Genomic DNA, 21,261 nt, shown 5'->3' on the forward strand with positions numbered 1-21,261 from the left:
GGAAAATAAACTATAGGTACTAGTGTATAAAATGTTGCCTCAAAGTATCGTTTGGTAGAAGAAATGAAAGCTATAAATAGTTTCACTTTATTTCTGGAGAGGAGAAGGTATTGAAATCATGTCAAGATCTCAAGAAATTTCTAAGTGGTTTCGTAATTTACAACATTCGAAAAAACTAAGTTGGATTTCTTACGTTGTATTAGGAGCAGTGCTGTTTTTTGCGCTTATGAATAATGTAAAACCAGAGCAATTAGATGTTAATATGTATTCTATTGCGAAAAAGACAATCCATTCTCCTATAAAAATTGAAGATAAAGTTACAACGGATAAAAAGAAAAAAGAAGCCGCTACAAAAGTTGAAGATCAATATACATATAAAAGTGAGTATAAACAAAACAAAGTTGATATTGTGAATGACGTCTTTGCTAAAGTGGATGAAGTGGTGCAAGAGATTAAAGCTGTTGGACCGGATGATCAAAAAAAGATGACTGATGCTGAGAAAGTGGAGAAGTTAAAAAAGAAACTACCCGCTGACTTAACGAAAGAATTATCTGATTCAAACTTACTAAGTTTGATTAATGCAGATTCGAGCCAATTAGTATTAGCGAAAGATGCTGCGGTCACAGCGATTAATAGTATCATGACTGAGCATATTAAAATGGACGAATTGAAAGATGCGAAAGAACGATATGTAAGTGAGATGAATAGTGTTAATGTTGATAATGGTTTAAAAGAGTCAATTAAGGCGCTAGGAAGATATGCAATTTCAGCAAACTATTTTTATGACCCGATCTTAACGAAAGAGAAGAGAAAAGCAGAGGAAGATTTAGTTCCACCTGTTTATATTCTTCAAGGACAAGTTCTTGTTAGAGAAGGTGAAACAATTTCAAGTGATGTGTATAATCAGTTGAAATTAGTTGGTTTGTTAGAAAAAGGGAACGGCTTTCAACCTTATGTTGGATTAGCGGTACTCATTGGTGTGTTACTATACTTTATGCATAAACAATTTGAATTATTTTTAAAGAGAAAAAGAGAAGATAGACCGTATGTTTTAGCGTATATTACAATTTTGTCTATCACAATCGTCTTAATGAAAATCATTAGTTTGTTTCAAAAACTTGAATACGCGGGGATTGCATATGTTGTCCCAGTTGCGATGGGAACAATACTTGTAAAACTAATGATTGGTGATCGATTTGTCTTTTTAACGAGTATGATTTTTTCTGTATGCGGAAGTATTATGTTTAATGAAGGAGTAACGAGTACATTAAATTATAGTGTAGGGATTTACGTATTGTTAAGTTCATTATCGGTTAGTATTTTCTTGCGAGAAAAAAATCGTCGTACAATGATTTTACAAGCTGGTATACTCGTTTCTGTATTAAATGTAGTCGTATTGGCGGCGCTCTTATTATTACGTAATGGGAATTTTTCGCCTCTTGAAATTGGTACGCAATTATTAATGGCTTCACTTTCAGGGATTATATCATCCGTTTTGGCTATGGGGATTTTACCATATTTAGAAAGTGGACTTGGAATCGTATCAAGCATGAAGCTTATGGAACTATCAAGTCCAAATCATCCGCTTTTACGCAGAATTTTGTTAGAAGCGCCAGGGACATATCATCATAGTGTAATGGTAGCGAATCTTTCTGAGGCTGCTTGTGAAGCAGTCGGGGCAAATGGTGTATTAGCGCGTGTAGGGGCATATTATCATGATGTAGGAAAAACAGTACAACCGCAATTTTTTATTGAAAACCAAATGGGAATTGAAAACCCGCATGATAAATTAGATCCTGTAACGAGTAAAGATATTATAATTGCTCACGTAACGGATGGAGTAAGAATGCTCGAAGAATATCATATTCCACAAGAAATTATTGATATCGCTGGGCAACATCACGGTACAACGTTACTGAAATATTTTTATTATAAAGCTATTAAAGAAGATAAAGAAAAATATACAGAAGAGATGTTCCGTTATCCAGGTTCAAAAGCAACTTCGAAAGAATCGGCAATTGTTGGTATTGCTGATAGTGTAGAAGCTGCGGTACGTTCTATGAATCACCCAACGCCAGAACAAATTAATAATTTGGTGCAAAGTATTATTAAAGATCGACTACAAGACGGTCAATTTAGTGAATGTGATTTGACGTTTAAGGAACTACAAATCGTTGGAAAAACGTTGTGTGAAACGTTAAATGGTATTTTCCATTCGCGTATTACATATCCGGAACTTCCGGAAGAAAAGGAGAAAGAATGAGTTTGTTAATTGATTTTATTGATGAAACAGAAGAAGTAAAAGAAGCGTATATGAGTTTAATTCGTGAAGTGTTAGAAAAAGCAGCTCAAATGGAAAATATCGAGGATGGTGCGGAGGTATCGGTGACATTTGTAGATAATGAGCGCATTAGAGAAATTAATCGTGATTACCGAGATAAAGATCAACCTACAGATGTAATATCCTTTGCGATGGAAGAAATGGGAGAAGGAGAAATGGAGATTGTTGGTGCAGAGATGCCACGCATGTTAGGTGATCTTATTATCTCTATTCCAAGGGCGAAAGAGCAAGCTGAAGAGTACGGACATTCTTTCGATCGTGAACTTGGATTTTTGGCATTACATGGCTTTTTACATTTACTTGGTTATGATCACATGACAGAAGAAGATGAAAAAGAAATGTTCGGAAGACAAAAAGAAATTTTAGAAGCTTTTGGATTAGGACGATGAAAAAAGGAAAACTTATAGATAGTTTTGGATATGCTATAGCTGGTATATTCTTTTGTTTTCGTCATGAGCGAAATATGAAAATCCATTATTTAGCCGCAGTCATTGTTATATGCTGCGGCTTTTATTTCCATATTACGAGAACAGAGTGGATGATATTACTTATTGTAATAGGGAGTGTAATGAGTTTAGAAATGGTAAATACGGCTGTGGAAAAAACAGTAGATTTAGCGACTGCCGATATTCATCCATTTGCAAAAATTGCAAAGGATGTTGCGGCAGGAGCGGTTTTATTGTTTGCAATTATAGCTGTTATAATTGGTGCTATTATCTTTTTACCGTATATGGTATAGTTGCATTCCGAAGCTTTTATTAAGCTTTGGAAGTGCCGTAAGGGGCTTTAATGAGAGAGTGTACCTCTTCATAGCTGTGAACAGGAAGGATGCGGGAATATGAATAGTAAACAATTAATTCTAGAAGCAATCGAAGCGCGTAAACAAGCGTACGTACCATATTCTAAATTTCAAGTAGGTGCAGCACTATTAACGCGCGATGGAAAAGTATATCGTGGATGTAATGTTGAGAATGCATCATATGGCTTATGTAATTGTGCTGAAAGAACAGCTTTATTTAAGGCGGTTTCTGAAGGAGATAAAGAATTTGTAGCCATTGCGGTTGTAGCAGATACAAAGCGCCCAGTACCTCCTTGTGGAGCATGTCGACAAGTTATGGTAGAATTATGTAAACAGGATACGAAAGTATACTTAACAAATTTACATGGTGACGTTCAAGAGACGACAGTCGGAGAATTGTTACCAGGAGCATTTTTAGCGGAGGATTTACATGAATAGAAAAGGTTATAAATCAGGTTTTGTCTCTATTATTGGCAGACCGAATGTTGGGAAATCTACATTTTTAAATCGTATTATCGGCCAGAAAATTGCTATTATGAGTGATAAGCCACAAACGACTCGTAATAAAATTCAAGGTGTATATACAGAAAATGATGCACAAGTTATTTTCATTGATACACCAGGAATACATAAACCTAAACATAAACTAGGCGACTTCATGGTGAAGATGGCGCAAACGACATTAAAAGAAGTTGATATCATTCTGTTTATGGTTAATGCTGTCGAAGGCTTTGGTCGTGGTGAAGAATTCATCATCGAGAAGTTAAAAGAAACGAAACAACCAGTATTTTTAGTAATTAATAAAATTGACCAACTTCATCCAGAGCAATTACTAGAGTTAATTGATCAATATCGTAAACTACATGAGTTTGCAGAGATTGTACCAATTTCTGCGTTAGACGGTAATAATGTGGACGCTTTAATTGGAACAATTAAAAAGTATTTACCAGAAGGACCACAATACTATCCAGATAATCAAGTAACGGATCATCCGGAGAGATTTATTATTGCAGAGCTTATTCGTGAGAAAGTACTACATTTAACACGTGAAGAAGTGCCGCATTCTGTGGCTGTTGTTATCGATGCGATTCAAAAGCGTGAGGGCGGGGCAGTTTATATAAATGCAACGATTGTTGTTGAACGTGCATCACAAAAAGGAATCATCATCGGAAAACAAGGGAAAATGTTAAAAGAAGTTGGTAAGCGAGCTCGTTTTGATATTGAAGCGCTACTTGGTTCTAAAGTATTTTTAGAAGTATGGGTAAAAGTGCAAAAAGATTGGCGTAATAAAATGTCTCAGCTTCGTGACCTAGGTTTCCGCGAGGATGAGTACTAAAATAGAGTCAAGCTGTAATCAGTGGATGGTTGGTTCATCCACTGATTATTGGTTTTTATGAACTTTGATAAATTAGGAAAAATTTTTCTCACATGAAAATGGACAAAATGGGTCAATTTAATAACAACAAAGGAAATTGGTTTATAGGCTACGCTTATTGAGAAAGGTGGATTCTTATGCTAGATTTTACCTGGAAGTTTTTCTCCAAAACAGGAAGCATTGAAACGTACTTGCTTTTGAAAGAAATGGAAAAAGACGTAAACGATGAGATGGATCAACATGAAGAGGAGCTAGCGCATCTAGACTCTCCAATTTCTTGACCCGTTTTGTTCAAACCTTGGATGGTGACGAACATGTTTCAAAAAGTTGAGGGCATCGTTATCCGTACGACAGATTACGGAGAAACGAACAAGATTGTTACAATATTCTCAAGAGAACTTGGTAAGGTAAGTGCAATGGCAAGAGGGGCAAAAAAACCGAAAAGCCGATTAGCATCTGTGTCGCAATTAATGACACATGGCCAGTTTCTTATTCAAATGGGATCTGGGCTTGGAACATTGCAACAAGGCGAGATTATTTCAACTATGAAAGAAATTCGCGAGGATATATTTTTAACTGCTTATGCATCATTTATTGTTGAATTAACTGATAAAGCAACAGAAGATAAAAAACATAATCCGTATTTATTTGAAATGTTATATCAAACGTTGCATTATATGTGTGAGGGTGTTGATCCAGAAGTATTATCATTAATTTATCAAACGAAAATGCTTCCGGTATTAGGGATGCGCCCGTACTTTGATACATGTGCGATTTGTCATCAAGAAACAGACTTTGTCGCCTTCTCCGTTAGGGAAGGCGGTTTTCTGTGCTCACGTCATGCGGAGCAAGACCCGTATCGTATACCGGTAGGAGAAGCTGTTCATAAATTATTACGTCTTTTCTTCCATTTCGATTTACATAGGCTCGGAAATGTATCGGTAAAGGATAGCACAAAAAAACAAATGCGTTTAGTATTGAATACATATTATGATGAATATTGCGGAATTTATTTGAAATCAAGACGTTTTTTAGAACAACTTGATAAGTTTCAAATATAATTTTGGGCCGTATACGGTCCTTTTTACATACTTTCTTTTTCGAATAGCATATTTAGTATATAATATTTAAGAGATAGTATAACTTTTTTCGTTGTGCATTAAAGGTGGTGATTATCATAGAGCTGAATAAACGGCAAGAACATATCATTCAGATTGTAAAAGATCACGGTCCTATTACAGGGGAATCAATTGCAGCGCAATTGGGTCTAACACGTGCGACGCTAAGACCAGACTTAGCAATTTTAACGATGGCTGGTTATTTAGAAGCACGTCCACGCGTAGGTTATTTTTATACGGGTAAAACTGGGGGGCAGCTATTATCTGAAGCTGTTAAGAAAATTAAAGTACAAGATTATCAATCTAGACCGGTTGTAATTGATAAAAATGTTTCCGTATACGATGCAATTTGTACGATGTTTTTAGAGGACGTTGGTACATTGTTCGTTGTAGATCAGATGACTCTATTAGTTGGTGTTGTGTCTCGTAAAGATTTATTAAGAGCGAGCTTAGGAAAGCAGGATTTAACCTCTCTTCCGGTTAATATTATCATGACAAGGATGCCAAACATTGCGATGTGTCGTAGAGAGGATTCTTTATATGATATTGCGATGGAATTAATAGAAAGACAGATTGATGCAATGCCAGTTGTAAAAGATACGAAACAAGGTTTAGAAGTGATTGGGCGAATTACAAAAACAAATATTACACGTGCGTTTGTAAATTTAGTAAATAACGAATAAGTGTAATTTGTTTAAAGTGAGGTAATGTAATGGATAATAAAATCGTATATGTCGTATCTGACTCTGTAGGGGAAACGGCTGATTTGGTTGTTCGAGCAGCAATGGGGCAATTCCCGTTTGCTCCTGATATTAGACGTGTACCATATGTAGAAGATACAGGGACACTAAAAGAAGTGATTTCGATTGCTAAGAGTAATCAAGCACTTATATGTTTTACGTTAGTTAAGCCTGATATGCGCAAATATTTAGTAACAGAGGCTGCAAAAGAAGGGGTAGAGGCATACGATATTATCGGCCCTCTTATTGATCAAATAGAAGAAATTACGGGGCAAGTGCCGAGATATGAGCCAGGCGTTGTCCGTAGGTTAGATGAAGAATACTTTAAAAAGATTGAAGCGATTGAGTTTGCTGTGAAGTATGATGACGGCAGAGATGCACGAGGTATTTTAAAAGCGGATATCGTGTTGATTGGTGTTTCGCGTACATCAAAAACACCACTTTCCCAATATTTAGCTCATAACAAACGCTTGAAAGTTGCGAATGTACCACTCGTGCCAGAAGTTGACCCACCTGAAGAACTATATCAAGTGGCAAAAGAAAAATGTTTCGGTTTGAAAATTACGCCAGATAAGTTAAATCATATTCGAAAAGAACGATTAAAATCACTTGGATTAAGTGATGGAGCAACATATGCAAATATTAATCGTATTCAAGAAGAAATTAATCATTTTGAGGAAGTAATTAGTAAAATAAATTGCCAAGTAATCGATGTATCGAATAAAGCGATTGAAGAAACAGCAAATATTATTGTGAATGCAGTGCAAAACCAAAAAATGTTTTAGCACATTTACCAAAGGTGAATGTGCTTTTTTCGCTCGTGTGAAATATGATACCTATGGATTTTGTAATAGATTGTAGTGTAATGGTTATACTTATACTCCTTTGTCTTTTAGTATATTCAAGGTGTGAGTTTGTCATCCTGAAATGTAAGATGAAAAAATAAAGGGATATGTAGCGTAGTTGAAGAAAATATATTATAATAAAAAATTGTGATAAAAACCTATATTTTACGTTTAGACTTTAATTTTTCAGAATAAACTAGGGATAGGATTTACGAAAAAGACATGTAATTACGTTAAATCGACAAAATCTATACAAGAAAACGCACATTATGGAAGGATTCGCAGAAGGGATGTAGAATACAGAAATATGCAAAGCATCAACAACATATTAGTTGGTGTAGATGTATATCCCGTGAAGGCTGAAATTGTGCAAGTTGGAGCGGAATTTCATGTCGGAATTTTGTTTGTCGCATCATATGCTCATCCTTTAAGGAAATAGCAAGGCAATTGGATCTTTGTAGATACTGAACAAAATGGAGTTGATCGTTATATGGATCAACATGAAAAAGTTACAAATCTCAAGATCAAACAGTATATGTGGCTTGCTACTCTTCTTATAAAAAGGTGTGTATGTATTGTTTCTAAGAGATACATTTGTAACAGATGAGCAAATGTATACAATTTTATATAGCAAGTATGTATATGCGATTTATGCAGATAAAGGACCTATAGGAAAGGTTCAAAATCGTTTATACAATGTAATCGGCAACACTTTCTAACAAGTTTAGAAAAATATTGTCGAATTATAAAGGAATTTTTTAATTTATATCGAATACAAAATACGACACGGAGATGGAGTTATGGGGAACAGAATTCCCGAAGAAGTTGTTGAACAGATTCGGACATCATCCGATATTGTAGAAGTCATTGGTGAATACGTTCAACTTAGAAAACAGGGGCGTAACTATTTCGGCCTTTGTCCATTTCATGGTGAGAATTCTCCTTCATTCTCTGTTTCATCTGATAAGCAAATTTTTCATTGCTTCGGATGTGGAGAAGGTGGAAATGTATTTTCCTTTCTAATGAAAATGGAAGGACTGGCTTTTACCGAGGCTGTTCAAAAGCTAGGCGAAAGAAATGGAATTGCGGTTGCAGAGTATACATCAGGGCAAGGACAACAAGAAGACATATCTGATGACACTGTCATCATGCAACAAGCTCATGAATTATTGAAAAAGTATTATCATCATTTATTAGTAAATACGGAAGAGGGAAATGAAGCACTTTCATATTTATTAAACCGTGGTATTACGAAAGAGATGATTGAGAAGTTTGAAATTGGTTATGCATCACCTGCTTGGGATGCAGCGACGAAAATTTTACAAAAAAGAGGTTTATCGCTGTCTAGTATGGAACAAGCTGGCCTTCTAATAAGAAGTGAGAAGGATGGTAGTCATTATGATCGCTTCCGTGGAAGAGTTATGTTCCCGATCTATACGTTACAAGGTAAGGTGATAGCGTTTAGTGGAAGGGCGTTAGGAGATGACACTCCGAAATATTTAAATAGCCCTGAAACACCGATTTTTCACAAAAGTAAATTGTTGTATAACTTCCACCAAGCAAGACCGTTTATTAGAAAGCGTGGGCAAGTGGTTCTTTTCGAAGGATATGCCGATGTACTAGCTGCGGTAAAAAGTGGTGTGGAAGAAGCTGTTGCGACAATGGGAACAGCTTTAACTGAAGAACAAGCAAAACTTCTGCGACGTAACGTTGAAACTGTTGTTCTTTGCTATGATGGTGATAAAGCAGGGCGAGAAGCGACGATGAAAGCAGGGCAATTATTGCTAAAAGTTGGTTGCCAAGTGAAAGTCACATCCTTGCCAGATAAGCTTGATCCTGATGAATATGTGCAACAATATGGGACTACTGCTTTTGAAAATCTTGTGAAATCAAGTGTGAGTTTTGTTGGTTTTAAAATAAATTATTTGCGTTTAGGGAAAAATTTGCAAGATGAGTCTGGCAAAGAAGAATATGTGAAGAGTGTTTTAAAAGAGTTATCGTTGTTACAAGATGCGATGCAGGCAGAGTCATATTTGAAGTCATTATCGCAAGAATTTTCGTATTCAATGGAAACACTTTTGAACCAATTGCACCAATATCGCAAAGAACAAAAGGTACAGCAAAAACAAATAAAGCAGGTTGCTAAACCGTCTCAAGTCGTTCAAACAAAACCGAAGTTAACAGGTTTTGAAAGAGCGGAAAGAGAAATTATTTACCATATGTTGCAAAGTGCAGAAGTAGCTGTTCGTATGGAATCCCATATAGAAGATTTTCATACAGAAGAACATAAAGGGATTTTATATGAACTATACGCATATTATGAAAAGGGAAATGAACCTTCAGTTGGAACATTTTTAAGTTGGCTCTCTGATGAAAAGTTGAAAAATATTATCACTGATATTTCGACGGATGAATTTATTAATCCAGAATACACAGAAGAAGTGTTGCAAGGCCATTTGGAGACGCTTAGACGGCATCAGGAAAAACTTGAAAAGATGGAAATTATCTTTAAAGTGAAACAAATGGAAAAAACAGATCCTGTAGAGGCTGCTAAATATTATGTAGCATATTTACAAAATCAAAAAGCGAGAAAATAGCTTTTTTGATAAAGTTTTAGTATAATGAATGTTTGTATCTCGCGTAAGGAGGGGAACAGATGGCTGACAAACCAGCTCGTTCTAAACAAATTGAAACTGAAATGACCCTTGAGCAAGTGAAAGAACAACTCACTGAGCTCGGAAAAAAACGTGGCGTTCTTACATATGAAGAGATTGCAGAACGCATGAATGGATTTGAAATTGAATCCGATCAAATGGATGAATACTATGAATATTTAGGTGAACAAGGCATTGATTTAGTTGGTGATAATGACAACGAAGAAGGCCCTAATAATCGCCAAATTACAAAAACAGAAGAAGAGTTTGACCTCAATGATTTAAGTGTACCACCTGGGGTTAAAATCAACGATCCTGTTCGTATGTATTTAAAAGAAATTGGTCGTGTAGACTTACTATCTGCAGAAGAAGAAATTCGACTTGCAACGCGTATTGAAGAAGGCGATGAAGAAGCGAAACGCCGTCTTGCAGAAGCAAACTTACGTCTTGTAGTAAGTATTGCAAAGCGCTATGTAGGCCGTGGTATGCTTTTCTTAGACTTAATTCAAGAAGGTAATATGGGTCTAATTAAAGCTGTTGAAAAGTTCGATTATCGTAAAGGTTTCAAATTTAGTACGTATGCAACTTGGTGGATTCGCCAAGCTATTACACGTGCCATTGCAGACCAAGCGCGAACAATTCGTATTCCAGTTCATATGGTTGAAACGATTAATAAGTTAATTCGTGTACAACGTCAATTATTACAAGATTTAGGTCGCGAACCATCTCCTGAAGAGATTGGTGAGGAAATGGATCTTGCTCCAGAAAAAGTACGTGAAATCTTAAAAATTGCACAGGAGCCAGTTTCTCTTGAAACACCAATTGGTGAAGAAGATGACTCCCATTTAGGTGACTTTATTGAAGACCAAGAAGCAACATCGCCTGCGGACCATGCAGCCTATGAATTGCTAAAAGAACAATTAGAAGATGTGTTAGATACACTAACAGATCGTGAAGAAAATGTTCTACGTCTTCGTTTCGGTTTAGATGATGGACGAACTCGTACGCTTGAAGAAGTTGGGAAAGTATTCGGCGTAACGAGAGAGCGTATTCGTCAAATTGAAGCAAAAGCACTTCGCAAATTAAGACATCCAAGCCGTAGTAAGCGTCTTAAGGATTTCTTAGAATAGGTTATTTTTTAAGTTTACTTCACTTTTGTGAAGTAAACTTTTTTATTTTGTTAATTTTTGTTAAAATTTAGCTATGGGCAACGATTACAATTTCTTGTAATTTATTTTACAGAATTGTCTTTTGATTTGCAAATGCTCATTTTTCGATTTTTCGATTAATTTTGTTTATTATATACAAAAATATATGTAGAAAAGCGAAAAATATGATGAGAAACGTTAATAATTATCGAAATAATAAGCGATATGACAATAAAAAACAATAAACTGAATTTATGGAATATTTTTAACAAGTAGTAGTTTGCTCTTTTCTGATAGAGCGTTTTCAAGTACAATATAAATGACTGAATCATCTAACTATTTAGGGGTATAGAGGGGGGAGAAGAGATATGAAACGTAATCCGCTGATTCCGTTCGCTCTTATTGCAGCATTGGGTATTATCGTTATGTTTGTATTTTCATTTCAGGGGCTAAATAAATCTAAAGAGTTAGCTGATGCAAAAAATGGCGGGAAGCCAGCACAAACGGCATCAAAACCAGAAGATATTGTGAAGCAAAGCTGTACGAGCTGCCATGGTGATCAGTTACAAGGGGCAGTTGGACCTAACTTACAAAAAATTGGTGGGAAACTTTCAAAGGATGAAATTAAAGAAATTCTTTCGAAAGGAAAAGGCAATATGCCTGCCAATATAGTTCCAGCTGATCAAGCCGCTAAAGTAGCTGATTGGTTATCGAAGAAAAAATAAAGTTCCGTATGACAAGCCTTTTGCTCATGCAAAGGGCTTGTTTTTCTATATTTTCTAAAATACGATGAATGATAGAGCGGTGAATTGTTGTTATGGGCTTGCAACAACTACTATAAATTCATTATCATGGAGACAGACTGACAAGAGAAGGAGTAATGGAAATACATGAATGAAGTAAAGCTTTCAAAACGATTAGAAGAAGTTGTACGTGAAATACCAGTAGGATCTACAGTTGCTGATATTGGATCGGATCATGCGTATTTACCGTGTTATACAATTATAAATAATATTGCTACAAAAGCAGTTGCAGGAGAGGTTGTAGATGGACCATTTCGCTCTGCGCAAGCAACTGTAGCTGAAAGTGGTTTACAAGATAAAGTAGATGTACGTAAAGGGAATGGATTAGCGGTTATCGCACCAGGAGAAGTAGATGTAATTACGGTTGCCGGAATGGGCGGAGCGTTAATTCGTGACATTTTAGAAAGTGGTAAAGAAAAATTAGAAGGTGTAACGCGTTTAATTTTACAGCCTAATATTGCAGCGCATCATATTCGTGAATGGTTTATTGAGAATGGTTGGGAGCTTATCCATGAAAAAATCGTAAAAGAAGATGGGAAAATTTACGAAATTTTAGTAGGGGAGCGCGGAAATGTTGCAGCGCCTTACTCTGAAAATAAACAAGCTGAATTGTTTATGGGACCATTTTTAATAACAGAAAAAAGTGAAGCTTTCGTAGAAAAATGGGAAGGAGAATTAAAAAACTTCCAAAATATTTTAAAACAGTTAGAACGTGCGGCTGATTCTGAAGAAACAAAAGCGAAGCGTGGGGAAGTAGAAGCGAAAATGAAAATGATAGGGGAGGTTTTATCATGAGTAAAATTCCAAATGGCCATGAAATTATTTCTTTATTTGAAAGTATGTATCCGAAGCATTTGGCGATGGAAGGAGATAAGATTGGTCTGCAGATTGGAGCGCTTAATAAACCCGTGCAGCACGTATTGATTGCGCTAGATGTAACGGAAGAAGTTGTGGATGAAGCAATTCAATTAGGGGCAAATGTCATTATTGCTCATCATCCTTTAATTTTTAACCCGTTAAAAGCGATTCATACAGATAAGGTGTATGGGAAAATTATTGAAAAGTGTATTAAAAATGATATTGCAATCTATGCAGCGCATACAAATGTGGATGTTGCTAAGGGCGGGGTAAACGATTTACTTGCTGAGGCGTTAGGATTGCAAAATACAGAAGTTTTGGCACCGACATATGCAGAAGAAATGAAAAAAGTTGTTGTGTTTGTGCCAGTCACTCATGCAGAAGAAGTAAGGAAAGCATTAGGAGACGCAGGTGCTGGTCATATCGGCAATTATAGCCACTGTACGTTTAGTAGCGAGGGTACAGGCACATTTGTACCTCAAGAGGGGACAAATCCTTATATCGGGGAAACTGGACAGTTAGAACGTGTAGAAGAAGTGCGAATCGAAACGATTATTCCAGCTTCCTTACAGCGGAAAGTGATTAAAGCAATGGTAACGGCGCACCCTTATGAAGAAGTAGCGTACGATGTGTATCCGCTTGATAATAAAGGTGAAACGTTAGGCCTAGGAAAAATAGGATACTTACAAGAAGAAATGACGCTTGGCCAATTTGCAGAACATGTGAAACAATCATTAGACGTGAAGGGCGCAAGAGTTGTCGGTAAGTTAGATGATAAAGTGCGTAAAGTAGCTGTACTTGGTGGAGATGGTAATAAATATATAAACCAAGCGAAATTTAAAGGAGCAGATGTATATGTAACTGGTGACATGTACTATCATGTTGCTCATGATGCGATGATGCTCGGTTTAAATATAGTTGACCCAGGACATAATGTTGAAAAAGTAATGAAACAAGGTGTGCAAAAGCAATTACAAGAAAAAGTGGATGCAAAGAAACTCAATGTACACATTCATGCTTCGCAGTTACATACAGATCCATTTATATTTGTATAAGAAAAATAAAAACCGTTGCTCATGTAAGCAACGGTTTTTATTATTGTTCTTTTTTCACTTTCACGCGAGGTAATATTTTTTGTAACGGTACTTTTCGAACTCTTTCCCATGTAGCGGGATTCATTGGGTCATATTGCTCTAAGAAAGCGATAACTTCTTTCGTAATTGGCGTTGGAGTAGAAGCACCTGCTGTAACAGCTACGTTTTCTACACCTTGTAGCCACTCTAATTGAATTTCGCTTACATCAGCAACTCGATATGCTTTTGTACCCGCGATTTCTTGTGATACTTGTGCTAAGCGATTTGAATTGTTACTTTTCGGATCACCAACAACAATTGTTAAGTCTGCAACATCAGCTTGTTTAGCGACAGCTTCTTGGCGAACTTGAGTAGCTAAACAAATTTCTTTATGGAATTCTGCTGTTGGGAATTTTTTTTGAATGTCCTCCATTAAATGTTGAACATCCCATTGACTCATCGTTGTTTGATTTGTTACTAAAATTTTATCTGTTGGAATTTCTAATGTTTTTAAATCATCGGCTCTTTCGATAAGGTGAACGATGTCAGGTGCAATACCAACTGCGCCTTCTGGCTCTGGATGATTTTTTTTACCGATATAAATGACATGATACCCTTCCGCTTTCTTAGCTTCGATAAGGTCATGCGTCTTGGTAACATCTGGGCAAGTGGCATCGATTGTTGTTAAACCTTTTTCTTTTGCGCGTTGTTTAACTTCTGGAGAAACACCGTGTGCTGTGAAAATAACAGTACCAGAATCAATTTTATCTAAAATTTCTAAGCGACTTGGACCGTCTAATGTGATGATTCCATCTTCTTCAAAAGCGTCTGTAACATGTTTATTGTGAACAATCATACCTAAAATATAAATGGGTCTCGGCAATGATTTATCTAATGCAGCATTACGTGCAATTACCATTGCATCGACAACACCGTAGCAATAACCACGAGGGGAAATTTTAACAATTTTCATATGAGTAATCCTCTCCTTCTAAACAAGGGATACTTTTGTGCATAGTCTTTTACATTATAAAGGAGGAGTGGATAGAAAACAAAGGATTGTTACACATATAGTTTTGGTTTTGTTGCTGTTTGTTGAACTGGTTCTTTCGGTAACTCTTTTTCTATTACAGGTTCAATCACTATTTTCTTTCGTTTTCGTTTCTTTTTTTGAGGTGCAGGAGGCGGACTTTCTACCTCAACTGGCTCTGTTACATTTTCCGTTTGATTTTCTTCCGTACTTTTTCCAGAGGTGAGGATTTTAACAATGCTTGGTAGACTACGCATAATAGGACCATACTGTTCGACGACAGGACCTACAGATTGAACGACTTGAGATACTTTTTCGATGTTGTTTATCATATTAGTGGGATTCGAAATTAAGTTCGAAAAGAAACTGCCGATGCCACTGCTTGCTGTTGCCGCAGCTGTAGTTGCGCCGCCGCGCGTTTCATTTGATTCATACATTTGAGGCGGTATCATTTGCTCAGGGTGTTGCTGCATGTATGGTTGATATTGTGGATGTTGCTGCTGATATTGTTGGTGGTATTGCTGCTGATATTGCTGTTGATATTGTGGCGGTGGTGGTTGCTGATGCATCATCGGTTGCCCTTCCATTTGTCGGTAAGGTGGAACCATTTGCATAAAAGGCTCGGTTGGATCGTGTTTTTTAAAAAGCTTAGCAAGAAAACCTTTCTTTTTTTGTGCCATTGGTGGTAGTTGTGGAATTGGATATGGTGTATAAGGTTGTTGCCCTGGATTCGGATACATTTGCCTTGTAGGGGATTTCGGAAACATGTGAGAAATCCTCCTTTCTTCAGTTAGGTATATACACATACAATATGCAATAAAAGGGAAGAAGGTTAGTTTTTGAAGTGAAAACCTAAACTAAAGATGGATTTTACTTGTAGATTTCGATATAATGTAGACTTGACTGATTTGTGCGCGCAGTAGAAATTTTAGAAAGAAGGTGTAACTTATGACACAACAAACTTTTACACAGTATGATTTTAAACCATTTTTAATAGATGCAGTTCGTGAACTACGCTTTACAGAGCCGACAGGAATTCAGCAGAAAATTTTCCCGGTCGTGAAAAAAGGTGTAAGTGTAATTGGACAATCCCAAACAGGTTCTGGGAAAACACATGCATACTTACTTCCTACATTAAACAGAATTAATGCAAGTCGTGAAGAAGTACAACTTGTTATTACAGCGCCTACTCGTGAGTTAGCACAACAAATTTACGAAGAAATCGTGAAATTAACAAAGTTTTGTGCGGAAGACCAAATGATTACAGCACGTTGTTTAATTGGTGGAACTGATAAACAACGCTCAATTGAAAAGTTGAAAAAACAACCTCATATCGTAGTTGGAACACCAGGACGTATTAAAGATTTAGTAGAAGAGCAAGCATTATTTGTTCATAAAGCAAATACGATTATTGTCGATGAAGCAGACTTAATGCTTGATATGGGATTCATTCATGATGTAGATAAAATTGCAGCACGCATGCCTAAAAACTTGCAAATGTTAGTTTTCTCTGCAACAATTCCTCAAAAACTAAAACCGTTTCTGAAGAAGTATATGGAGAATCCAGAGCATATTCATATCAATCCAAAACAAGTTGCAGCTGGAAACATTGAACACTATTTAGTGCCTTCTAAACATCGTAATAAAATTGATTTAGTGCATAAAATGCTACTTCAATTTAAACCGTATTTAGCAGTTGTTTTCACGAATACGAAAAAGATGGCAGACCAAGTTGCTGATGGATTAATGGAACGTGGCTTAAAAGTTGGACGAATTCACGGGGATTTATCACCACGTGATCGTAAAAAAATGATGAAACAAATTCGTGACCTTGAATTCCAATATATTGTTGCGACTGATTTAGCAGCACGTGGTATTGATATTGAAGGGATTAGCCATGTTATTAACTATGAGCTACCATCAGATTTAGATTTCTTCGTTCACCGCGTTGGAAGAACAGCACGTGCGGGGCATTCTGGTATTGCAGTGACGATATATGATCCAGCAAACGAAGAAGCGTTAGATAGTTTAGAAAAACAACGTCATATTGAGTTCAAGCATGTAGATTTACGCGGAGATGAGTGGGCCGATTTAGGTGAGCGTCGTCGTCGTAAGAGCCGTAAAAAACCAAATGACGAACTTGATGTTATGGCAACGAAAGTTATTAAAAAACCGAAAAAAGTAAAACCAAACTATAAACGTAAACTTGCAACAGAACGTGACAAAGTGAAGAAAAAATATGGCAATAAAAAAAGATAAGGGGTTTCCCTTATCTTTTTTTTATCCCGCTATTTGTGGGAGATGTAATCAATATGGATAGAAAAGTATTGATTAAAGTTTCACTTAATCCAGCTAATTTAAATGAAAAGTATAGTCTGTATAAATAGTCATATAAATTTGTGTAGTGCATCTTTTGTGAACAAACAATTCACTACATATTTCTACAAATTATGCTATCATTATATCTATTGTATATTGAAGAGGTGATTGTATGTTAAAGATTGGATCTCATGTTTCCATGAGTGGTAAGAAAATGTTATTAGCAGCAAGTGAAGAGGCTGTTTCATACGGTGCAACAACGTTTATGATTTATACAGGTGCACCGCAAAATACACGAAGAAAACCAATTGAAGAATTGAACATAGAAGCAGGAAGAAAACATATGGAGCTGAACGGAATTGAGGAAATTATCGTCCATGCGCCGTATATTATTAATGTTGGGAATACGACGAAGCCAGAAACATTCCAATTAGGCGTAGACTTTCTTCGCATGGAAATTGAAAGAACATCGGCATTAGGTGTAGCGAAACAAATTGTTCTTCACCCAGGAGCGCACGTTGGTGCTGGAGCAGATGCTGGTATTCAACAAATTATTAAAGGGCTTAATGAAGTATTAACGCCAGAACAGACGGTTAACATTGCGTTAGAGACGATGGCAGGAAAAGGAACAGAATGCGGTCGTAGCTTTGAAGAAATTGCAAAAATTATTGATGGTGTAAAATATAATGAAAAGCTATCTGTATGCTTTGATACGTGTCATACGCACGATGCAGGATATGATATTGTAAATGACTTTGACGGCGTATTAAACGAATTTGATAAGATCGTTGGTATAGATCGTTTACAAGTACTTCATATTAATGATAGTAAAAATGTACGCGGAGCAGGAAAAGACCGTCATGAAAACATTGGATTTGGTCACATTGGGTATAAAGCATTGCATCACATTGTACATCATCCACAGTTAATGCATGTACCAAAAATTCTTGAAACACCGTATGTAGGGGAAGATAAAAAAGATAAGAAGCCACCATACAAATTGGAAATCGAAATGCTGAAAAACGGCACTTTTGATGAAGGGCTTCTTGAAAAAATTAAAGCGCAATAAGGAGGGGGAAATCCCCTCCTTATTTTAGTAGTTGCTGAAATAATGTATTTACTTGTTGGGCAGTGGCAGGGGAAGTTACTTTTGCGATTTGTTTTAAGAGCTCTAGTCGCTCGTTGTTATCGTAAATATTAATATTTTTACCCTTCATAAGTAAAACGATTTGATCAGCTTGTGCGGCTGTAATGGGAACTTCATATTCTTTGCTATATTTTAATAACTCTTTTGTAGAAATATGATTTAATTTTTTATTAACAATTTGTTTAATGAGGTTCATCTTATTATCCTCCTTCACGCGTTCTTCTATCGAAATATATGAGCATATAGCTTGTACATATTCGTATGGAGTTTCTTTTTTCATGAGGAAAAGAAGCGTATGTTATAATATAAGGACAAAACTACAGAAAAAGAGTAAAGGGAGGACTTATGGAGCAAAAGCAACATCGAAAAGAAAGTGTTATTCATCTCATTTATCGTTTAGTTATGATTATTTTTGGAGCAGCATGCGCGGCGGTAGCAATTGAACTATTTTTAATGCCAAATAAAATTATTGATGGTGGAATTATTGGTATTTCTCTTATATTAGATTATCTTACTCCTAACATTTGGTGGTTAAGTTTTTCTACTTTAGTCGTTGTTCTCAATATCCCATTTATGTATTCCGGTTATAAGCAAATTGGAAAAACATTTATGTTATCTTCGACATTTGGTATTGTAGCATTAGCTTTCATTGAGTCAACGTTACATGCGGTACCACCATTTACAACAGAACCTATTTTAGCGACAGTGTTTGGTGGTCTTATTTTAGGTCTTGGTGTAGGACTTGTAATTCGTCATGGTGGATCGCTAGATGGAACTGAAATTATGGGGATTTTATTAACGAAGAAATTACCGTTCTCTGTTGGTGAATTCGTAATGTTTGTGAACTTATTTATTTTTGCATGGGCAGCATTTGTGTTTGGTGTGGAACAAGCGATGTATTCTGTTATGACGTACTATATCGCATTTAAAACGATCGATACAGTAATTCAAGGGCTAGATGAAACGAAGGCGGTTTTAATTGTATCTGATCAATATGAGGAAGTATCAAACGCGATTTTGCATCGTCTTGGCCGTGGAACTACAAAGCTTGTAGCGAAAGGTGGTTACACGGATAAAGAAAAAGAAGTTATTTATGCAGTTGTAACGCGTCTAGAAGTGACGAAGTTAAAATCAATTGTGCATGAAATTGATGAAAATGCGTTTGTTACGATTATGAGCACGCAAGAGACAAATGGTGGTAAGTTTAAATCGGCTATTCACTAAAAAGTTTATAGGAATATTTTTCGAAAGCAGAGAATTTTTCTCTGCTTTTTGTTATAATAGTAAGGTTTCTTGAAAAAATAGATATATTTTAGGCAGATTGGTTTACAACTATAATAAGCTGTACTATAATTCAAATAGATATAAATCGGAATCATTCTGAATTAAAATAGGTGAGATGCTATGAATAATATATTAGAAATTGAAGGTTTAACATTCCGATACGAAGATCGGAATGTGTTAGAAAATATTAATTTGCAAGTTCCGAAGGGAGCTTTTTTAGGTTTAGTGGGACCGAATGGTTCAGGTAAATCAACTTTACTTAAGTGTTTATTAGGTGTTTTAAAGCCAAAAGAAGGAAGCATTCGCGTGTTTGGCGTTGATAGTAAGAAGTTTAAGGAATGGAACAAAGTTGGTTATGTATCCCAAAAGGCAAATAGTTTCAATTCTGGTTTTCCAGCAACTGTTTCTGAAGTTGTGTCAATGGGACTTGTTTCGAAAAAAGGGCTTTTTCGCTTTTTCACAAAAGAGGATAAGAAAAAGGTAGAAAAAGCAATTGCTGATGTAGGGATGAGTGAGTTTCAAGGTCGTAACATTGGAGAGCTTTCTGGTGGACAGCAACAGCGTGTATTTATTGCTCGTGCGCTCGTTAGTGATCCTGAATTGCTTATTTTGGACGAGCCTACTGTTGGAATCGATGTGAAAAATGTGGAAAGTTTTTACGAAATATTAGAGGATTTAAACAAAAGGCTCGGGATCACATTAATTCTTGTTACTCATGATATGGGAGCTGTTACTGAAAAAGTAACACATGTTGCATGCCTAAACCAACATCTACATTTCCATGGGAATGTAGAGAAGTTCCGAGAGTTAGAAGATGCAGAAATGTCCGTCTTATATGGACATCATGTTCATCGTTTAGAACACGAACATGAGCATCACGGGAGGATATAATGATACAAGATTTTTTACAATATGACTTTTTACGTAATTCTTTATACGCAGGTATTTTAATTGGACTTGTTGCACCGTTAATTGGTGTGTTTGTTGTTATTCGTCGTTTATCTCTTATTGCGGATGCATTAAGTCACGTGACGTTATCGGGTATTGCAGCAAGTTTATTACTTGAAAAAACCATTTTTACAGGTGGGTTTTTAAACCCCTTATATATGGGGATGATTTTCTCGATTGGTGGAGCGCTACTAATCGAAAAGTTACGAACTGTATATAAGCACTATCAAGAATTAGCAATTCCAATTATCCTTTCGGCAGGGATGGGGGTTGGAGTTATTTTCATTTCACTTGCAAATGGATTTAACACAGACTTATTTAGTTATTTATTTGGTAGTGTCAGTGCTGTAACAAGTACAGATTTAATTATTATTGGGATTGTAGCAATTGTTGTTGTTGCGACAATTATTTTATTATATAAAGAGCTGTTTCTATTATCATTTGATGAGGAATACGCAGTATCAACTGGTTTAAGAGCGAAATGGATTCACTTTATTTTCATTATATTAGTTGCTCTTGTCATTGCAGTATCAATGCGTGTAGTGGGGGTTCTTCTTGTATCATCATTAATGACGTTACCAGTTGCAGCAAGTATTCGTATTGCTAAAGGATTTAAACAAACAATTTTCTTTTCCATTTTATTTGGTGAAATTGCAGTAATTGGTGGAATGTTTGCTTCGTATCAACTTGATCTAGCGCCAGGTGGTACAATTGTTATGATAGCAGTTCTTATTTTAATCGGTGCGATTTTATGGAAGAAGAAAAAAACTGCATAAAGT

General features: G+C 36.1%; 23 protein-coding genes. 20 read left to right on the forward strand and 3 right to left on the reverse strand.

Annotated elements, in window-relative coordinates; all coding sequences use genetic code 11:
- The first annotated feature begins 118 nt into the window (after positions 1-118).
- From B9A45_RS07805 to B9A45_RS07880, 15 genes are all read left to right on the forward strand, one after another.
- Positions 119-2,263: an HD family phosphohydrolase gene (locus B9A45_RS07805; protein ID WP_000091514.1), complete on the forward strand. Its 2,145-nt coding sequence runs from the start codon at positions 119-121 to the stop codon at positions 2,261-2,263.
- Positions 2,260-2,730 (forward strand): rRNA maturation RNase YbeY, encoded by a 471-nt coding sequence (gene ybeY, locus B9A45_RS07810; protein WP_000054679.1) that lies wholly within the window; start codon positions 2,260-2,262, stop codon positions 2,728-2,730. Before B9A45_RS07805 ends, ybeY begins: the two co-directional genes overlap by 4 nt.
- Positions 2,727-3,080 carry a diacylglycerol kinase family protein gene (locus tag B9A45_RS07815; RefSeq protein WP_000715469.1) on the forward strand — a complete coding sequence of 118 codons (354 nt, stop codon included), beginning with the start codon at positions 2,727-2,729 and terminating at the stop codon, positions 3,078-3,080. The genes ybeY and B9A45_RS07815 overlap by 4 nt, the downstream gene beginning before the upstream one ends.
- A 99-nt stretch (positions 3,081-3,179) precedes the next feature.
- Positions 3,180-3,578: a cytidine deaminase gene (locus tag B9A45_RS07820; RefSeq protein WP_001086282.1), complete on the forward strand. Its 399-nt coding sequence runs from the start codon at positions 3,180-3,182 to the stop codon at positions 3,576-3,578.
- A complete protein-coding gene (era, locus tag B9A45_RS07825) occupies positions 3,571-4,476 on the forward strand; it encodes a GTPase Era (protein WP_084063972.1) in 906 nt (301 codons plus the stop codon). Before B9A45_RS07820 ends, era begins: the two co-directional genes overlap by 8 nt.
- A gap of 176 nt (positions 4,477-4,652) precedes the next feature.
- Positions 4,653-4,796 (forward strand): YqzL family protein, encoded by a 144-nt coding sequence (locus tag B9A45_RS07830; protein WP_000883924.1) that lies wholly within the window; start codon positions 4,653-4,655, stop codon positions 4,794-4,796.
- Positions 4,797-4,829: 33 nt separating this feature from the next.
- Positions 4,830-5,576, forward strand: coding sequence for a DNA repair protein RecO (recO, locus tag B9A45_RS07835; RefSeq protein WP_000487013.1), 747 nt, complete (start codon positions 4,830-4,832; stop codon positions 5,574-5,576).
- A 107-nt stretch (positions 5,577-5,683) separates the two neighbouring features.
- Positions 5,684-6,316 (forward strand): helix-turn-helix transcriptional regulator, encoded by a 633-nt coding sequence (locus B9A45_RS07840; RefSeq protein ID WP_000583756.1) that lies wholly within the window; start codon positions 5,684-5,686, stop codon positions 6,314-6,316.
- A gap of 29 nt (positions 6,317-6,345) precedes the next feature.
- The gene (locus B9A45_RS07845) at positions 6,346-7,158 is read left to right on the forward strand and encodes a pyruvate, water dikinase regulatory protein (RefSeq protein ID WP_000368937.1); all 813 of its coding nucleotides are present in this window, start codon (positions 6,346-6,348) and stop codon (positions 7,156-7,158) included.
- Between the two features lie 635 nt (positions 7,159-7,793).
- Complete coding sequence (locus B9A45_RS32130) at positions 7,794-7,937, forward strand: hypothetical protein (protein WP_000479733.1); 144 nt, start codon at positions 7,794-7,796, stop codon at positions 7,935-7,937.
- 81 nt (positions 7,938-8,018) lie between these two features.
- Positions 8,019-9,815 carry a DNA primase gene (gene dnaG, locus B9A45_RS07860; protein ID WP_000528221.1) on the forward strand — a complete coding sequence of 599 codons (1,797 nt, stop codon included), beginning with the start codon at positions 8,019-8,021 and terminating at the stop codon, positions 9,813-9,815.
- A gap of 59 nt (positions 9,816-9,874) precedes the next feature.
- A complete protein-coding gene (gene rpoD / locus B9A45_RS07865) occupies positions 9,875-11,002 on the forward strand; it encodes an RNA polymerase sigma factor RpoD (protein WP_000764066.1) in 1,128 nt (375 codons plus the stop codon).
- Between the two features lie 386 nt (positions 11,003-11,388).
- Complete coding sequence (gene cccA / locus B9A45_RS07870) at positions 11,389-11,745, forward strand: cytochrome c550 (protein ID WP_000828141.1); 357 nt, start codon at positions 11,389-11,391, stop codon at positions 11,743-11,745.
- Positions 11,746-11,910: 165 nt separating this feature from the next.
- Complete coding sequence (locus tag B9A45_RS07875) at positions 11,911-12,618, forward strand: tRNA (adenine(22)-N(1))-methyltransferase (protein WP_001006542.1); 708 nt, start codon at positions 11,911-11,913, stop codon at positions 12,616-12,618.
- On the forward strand, positions 12,615-13,736 hold the full coding sequence (locus tag B9A45_RS07880; protein ID WP_000036233.1) for a Nif3-like dinuclear metal center hexameric protein: 1,122 nt from the start codon (positions 12,615-12,617) through the stop codon (positions 13,734-13,736). Before B9A45_RS07875 ends, B9A45_RS07880 begins: the two co-directional genes overlap by 4 nt.
- A 40-nt stretch (positions 13,737-13,776) precedes the next feature.
- Here B9A45_RS07880 and B9A45_RS07885 read toward each other — a convergent pair whose 3' ends face one another.
- Both B9A45_RS07885 and vrrA read right to left on the reverse strand, forming a co-directional pair.
- On the reverse strand, positions 13,777-14,727 hold the full coding sequence (locus B9A45_RS07885) for a 4-hydroxy-3-methylbut-2-enyl diphosphate reductase (protein WP_000706659.1): 951 nt from the start codon (positions 14,725-14,727) through the stop codon (positions 13,777-13,779).
- 89 nt (positions 14,728-14,816) lie between these two features.
- Positions 14,817-15,551, reverse strand: coding sequence for a VrrA/YqfQ family protein (gene vrrA / locus B9A45_RS07890; RefSeq protein WP_000484170.1), 735 nt, complete (start codon positions 15,549-15,551; stop codon positions 14,817-14,819).
- A gap of 181 nt (positions 15,552-15,732) precedes the next feature.
- On the opposite strand from vrrA, the gene B9A45_RS07895 reads away from it, so the two are divergent.
- Complete coding sequence (locus B9A45_RS07895) at positions 15,733-17,043, forward strand: DEAD/DEAH box helicase (protein ID WP_000194015.1); 1,311 nt, start codon at positions 15,733-15,735, stop codon at positions 17,041-17,043.
- Between the two features lie 232 nt (positions 17,044-17,275).
- Positions 17,276-18,172, forward strand: a complete 897-nt coding sequence (locus B9A45_RS07900) for a deoxyribonuclease IV (protein ID WP_000912460.1) — start codon at positions 17,276-17,278, stop codon at positions 18,170-18,172.
- Positions 18,173-18,191: 19 nt separating this feature from the next.
- Here the strand turns inward: B9A45_RS07900 and B9A45_RS07905 are convergent, their stop codons facing one another.
- The gene (locus B9A45_RS07905; RefSeq protein ID WP_001048954.1) at positions 18,192-18,446 is read right to left on the reverse strand and encodes a DUF2624 domain-containing protein; all 255 of its coding nucleotides are present in this window, start codon (positions 18,444-18,446) and stop codon (positions 18,192-18,194) included.
- 149 nt (positions 18,447-18,595) lie between these two features.
- Between B9A45_RS07905 and B9A45_RS07910 the strand changes: the two genes are divergently transcribed.
- The 3 genes from B9A45_RS07910 to B9A45_RS07920 all read left to right on the forward strand — a co-directional run bounded on the left by B9A45_RS07910 (position 18,596) and on the right by B9A45_RS07920 (position 21,258).
- A complete protein-coding gene (locus B9A45_RS07910) occupies positions 18,596-19,474 on the forward strand; it encodes a YitT family protein (protein WP_000435963.1) in 879 nt (292 codons plus the stop codon).
- Positions 19,475-19,654: 180 nt separating this feature from the next.
- Positions 19,655-20,425, forward strand: coding sequence for a metal ABC transporter ATP-binding protein (locus B9A45_RS07915; RefSeq protein ID WP_001059662.1), 771 nt, complete (start codon positions 19,655-19,657; stop codon positions 20,423-20,425).
- Entirely contained in the window at positions 20,425-21,258 is an 834-nt protein-coding gene (locus tag B9A45_RS07920) for a metal ABC transporter permease (protein WP_000613815.1), read from the forward strand. The genes B9A45_RS07915 and B9A45_RS07920 overlap by 1 nt, the downstream gene beginning before the upstream one ends.
- Positions 21,259-21,261 lie beyond the last annotated feature (3 nt).

The sequence above is a fragment of the Bacillus sp. JKS001846 genome (genome assembly GCF_900176455.1).
GTDB lineage: Bacteria > Bacillota > Bacilli > Bacillales > Bacillaceae_G > Bacillus_A > Bacillus_A cereus.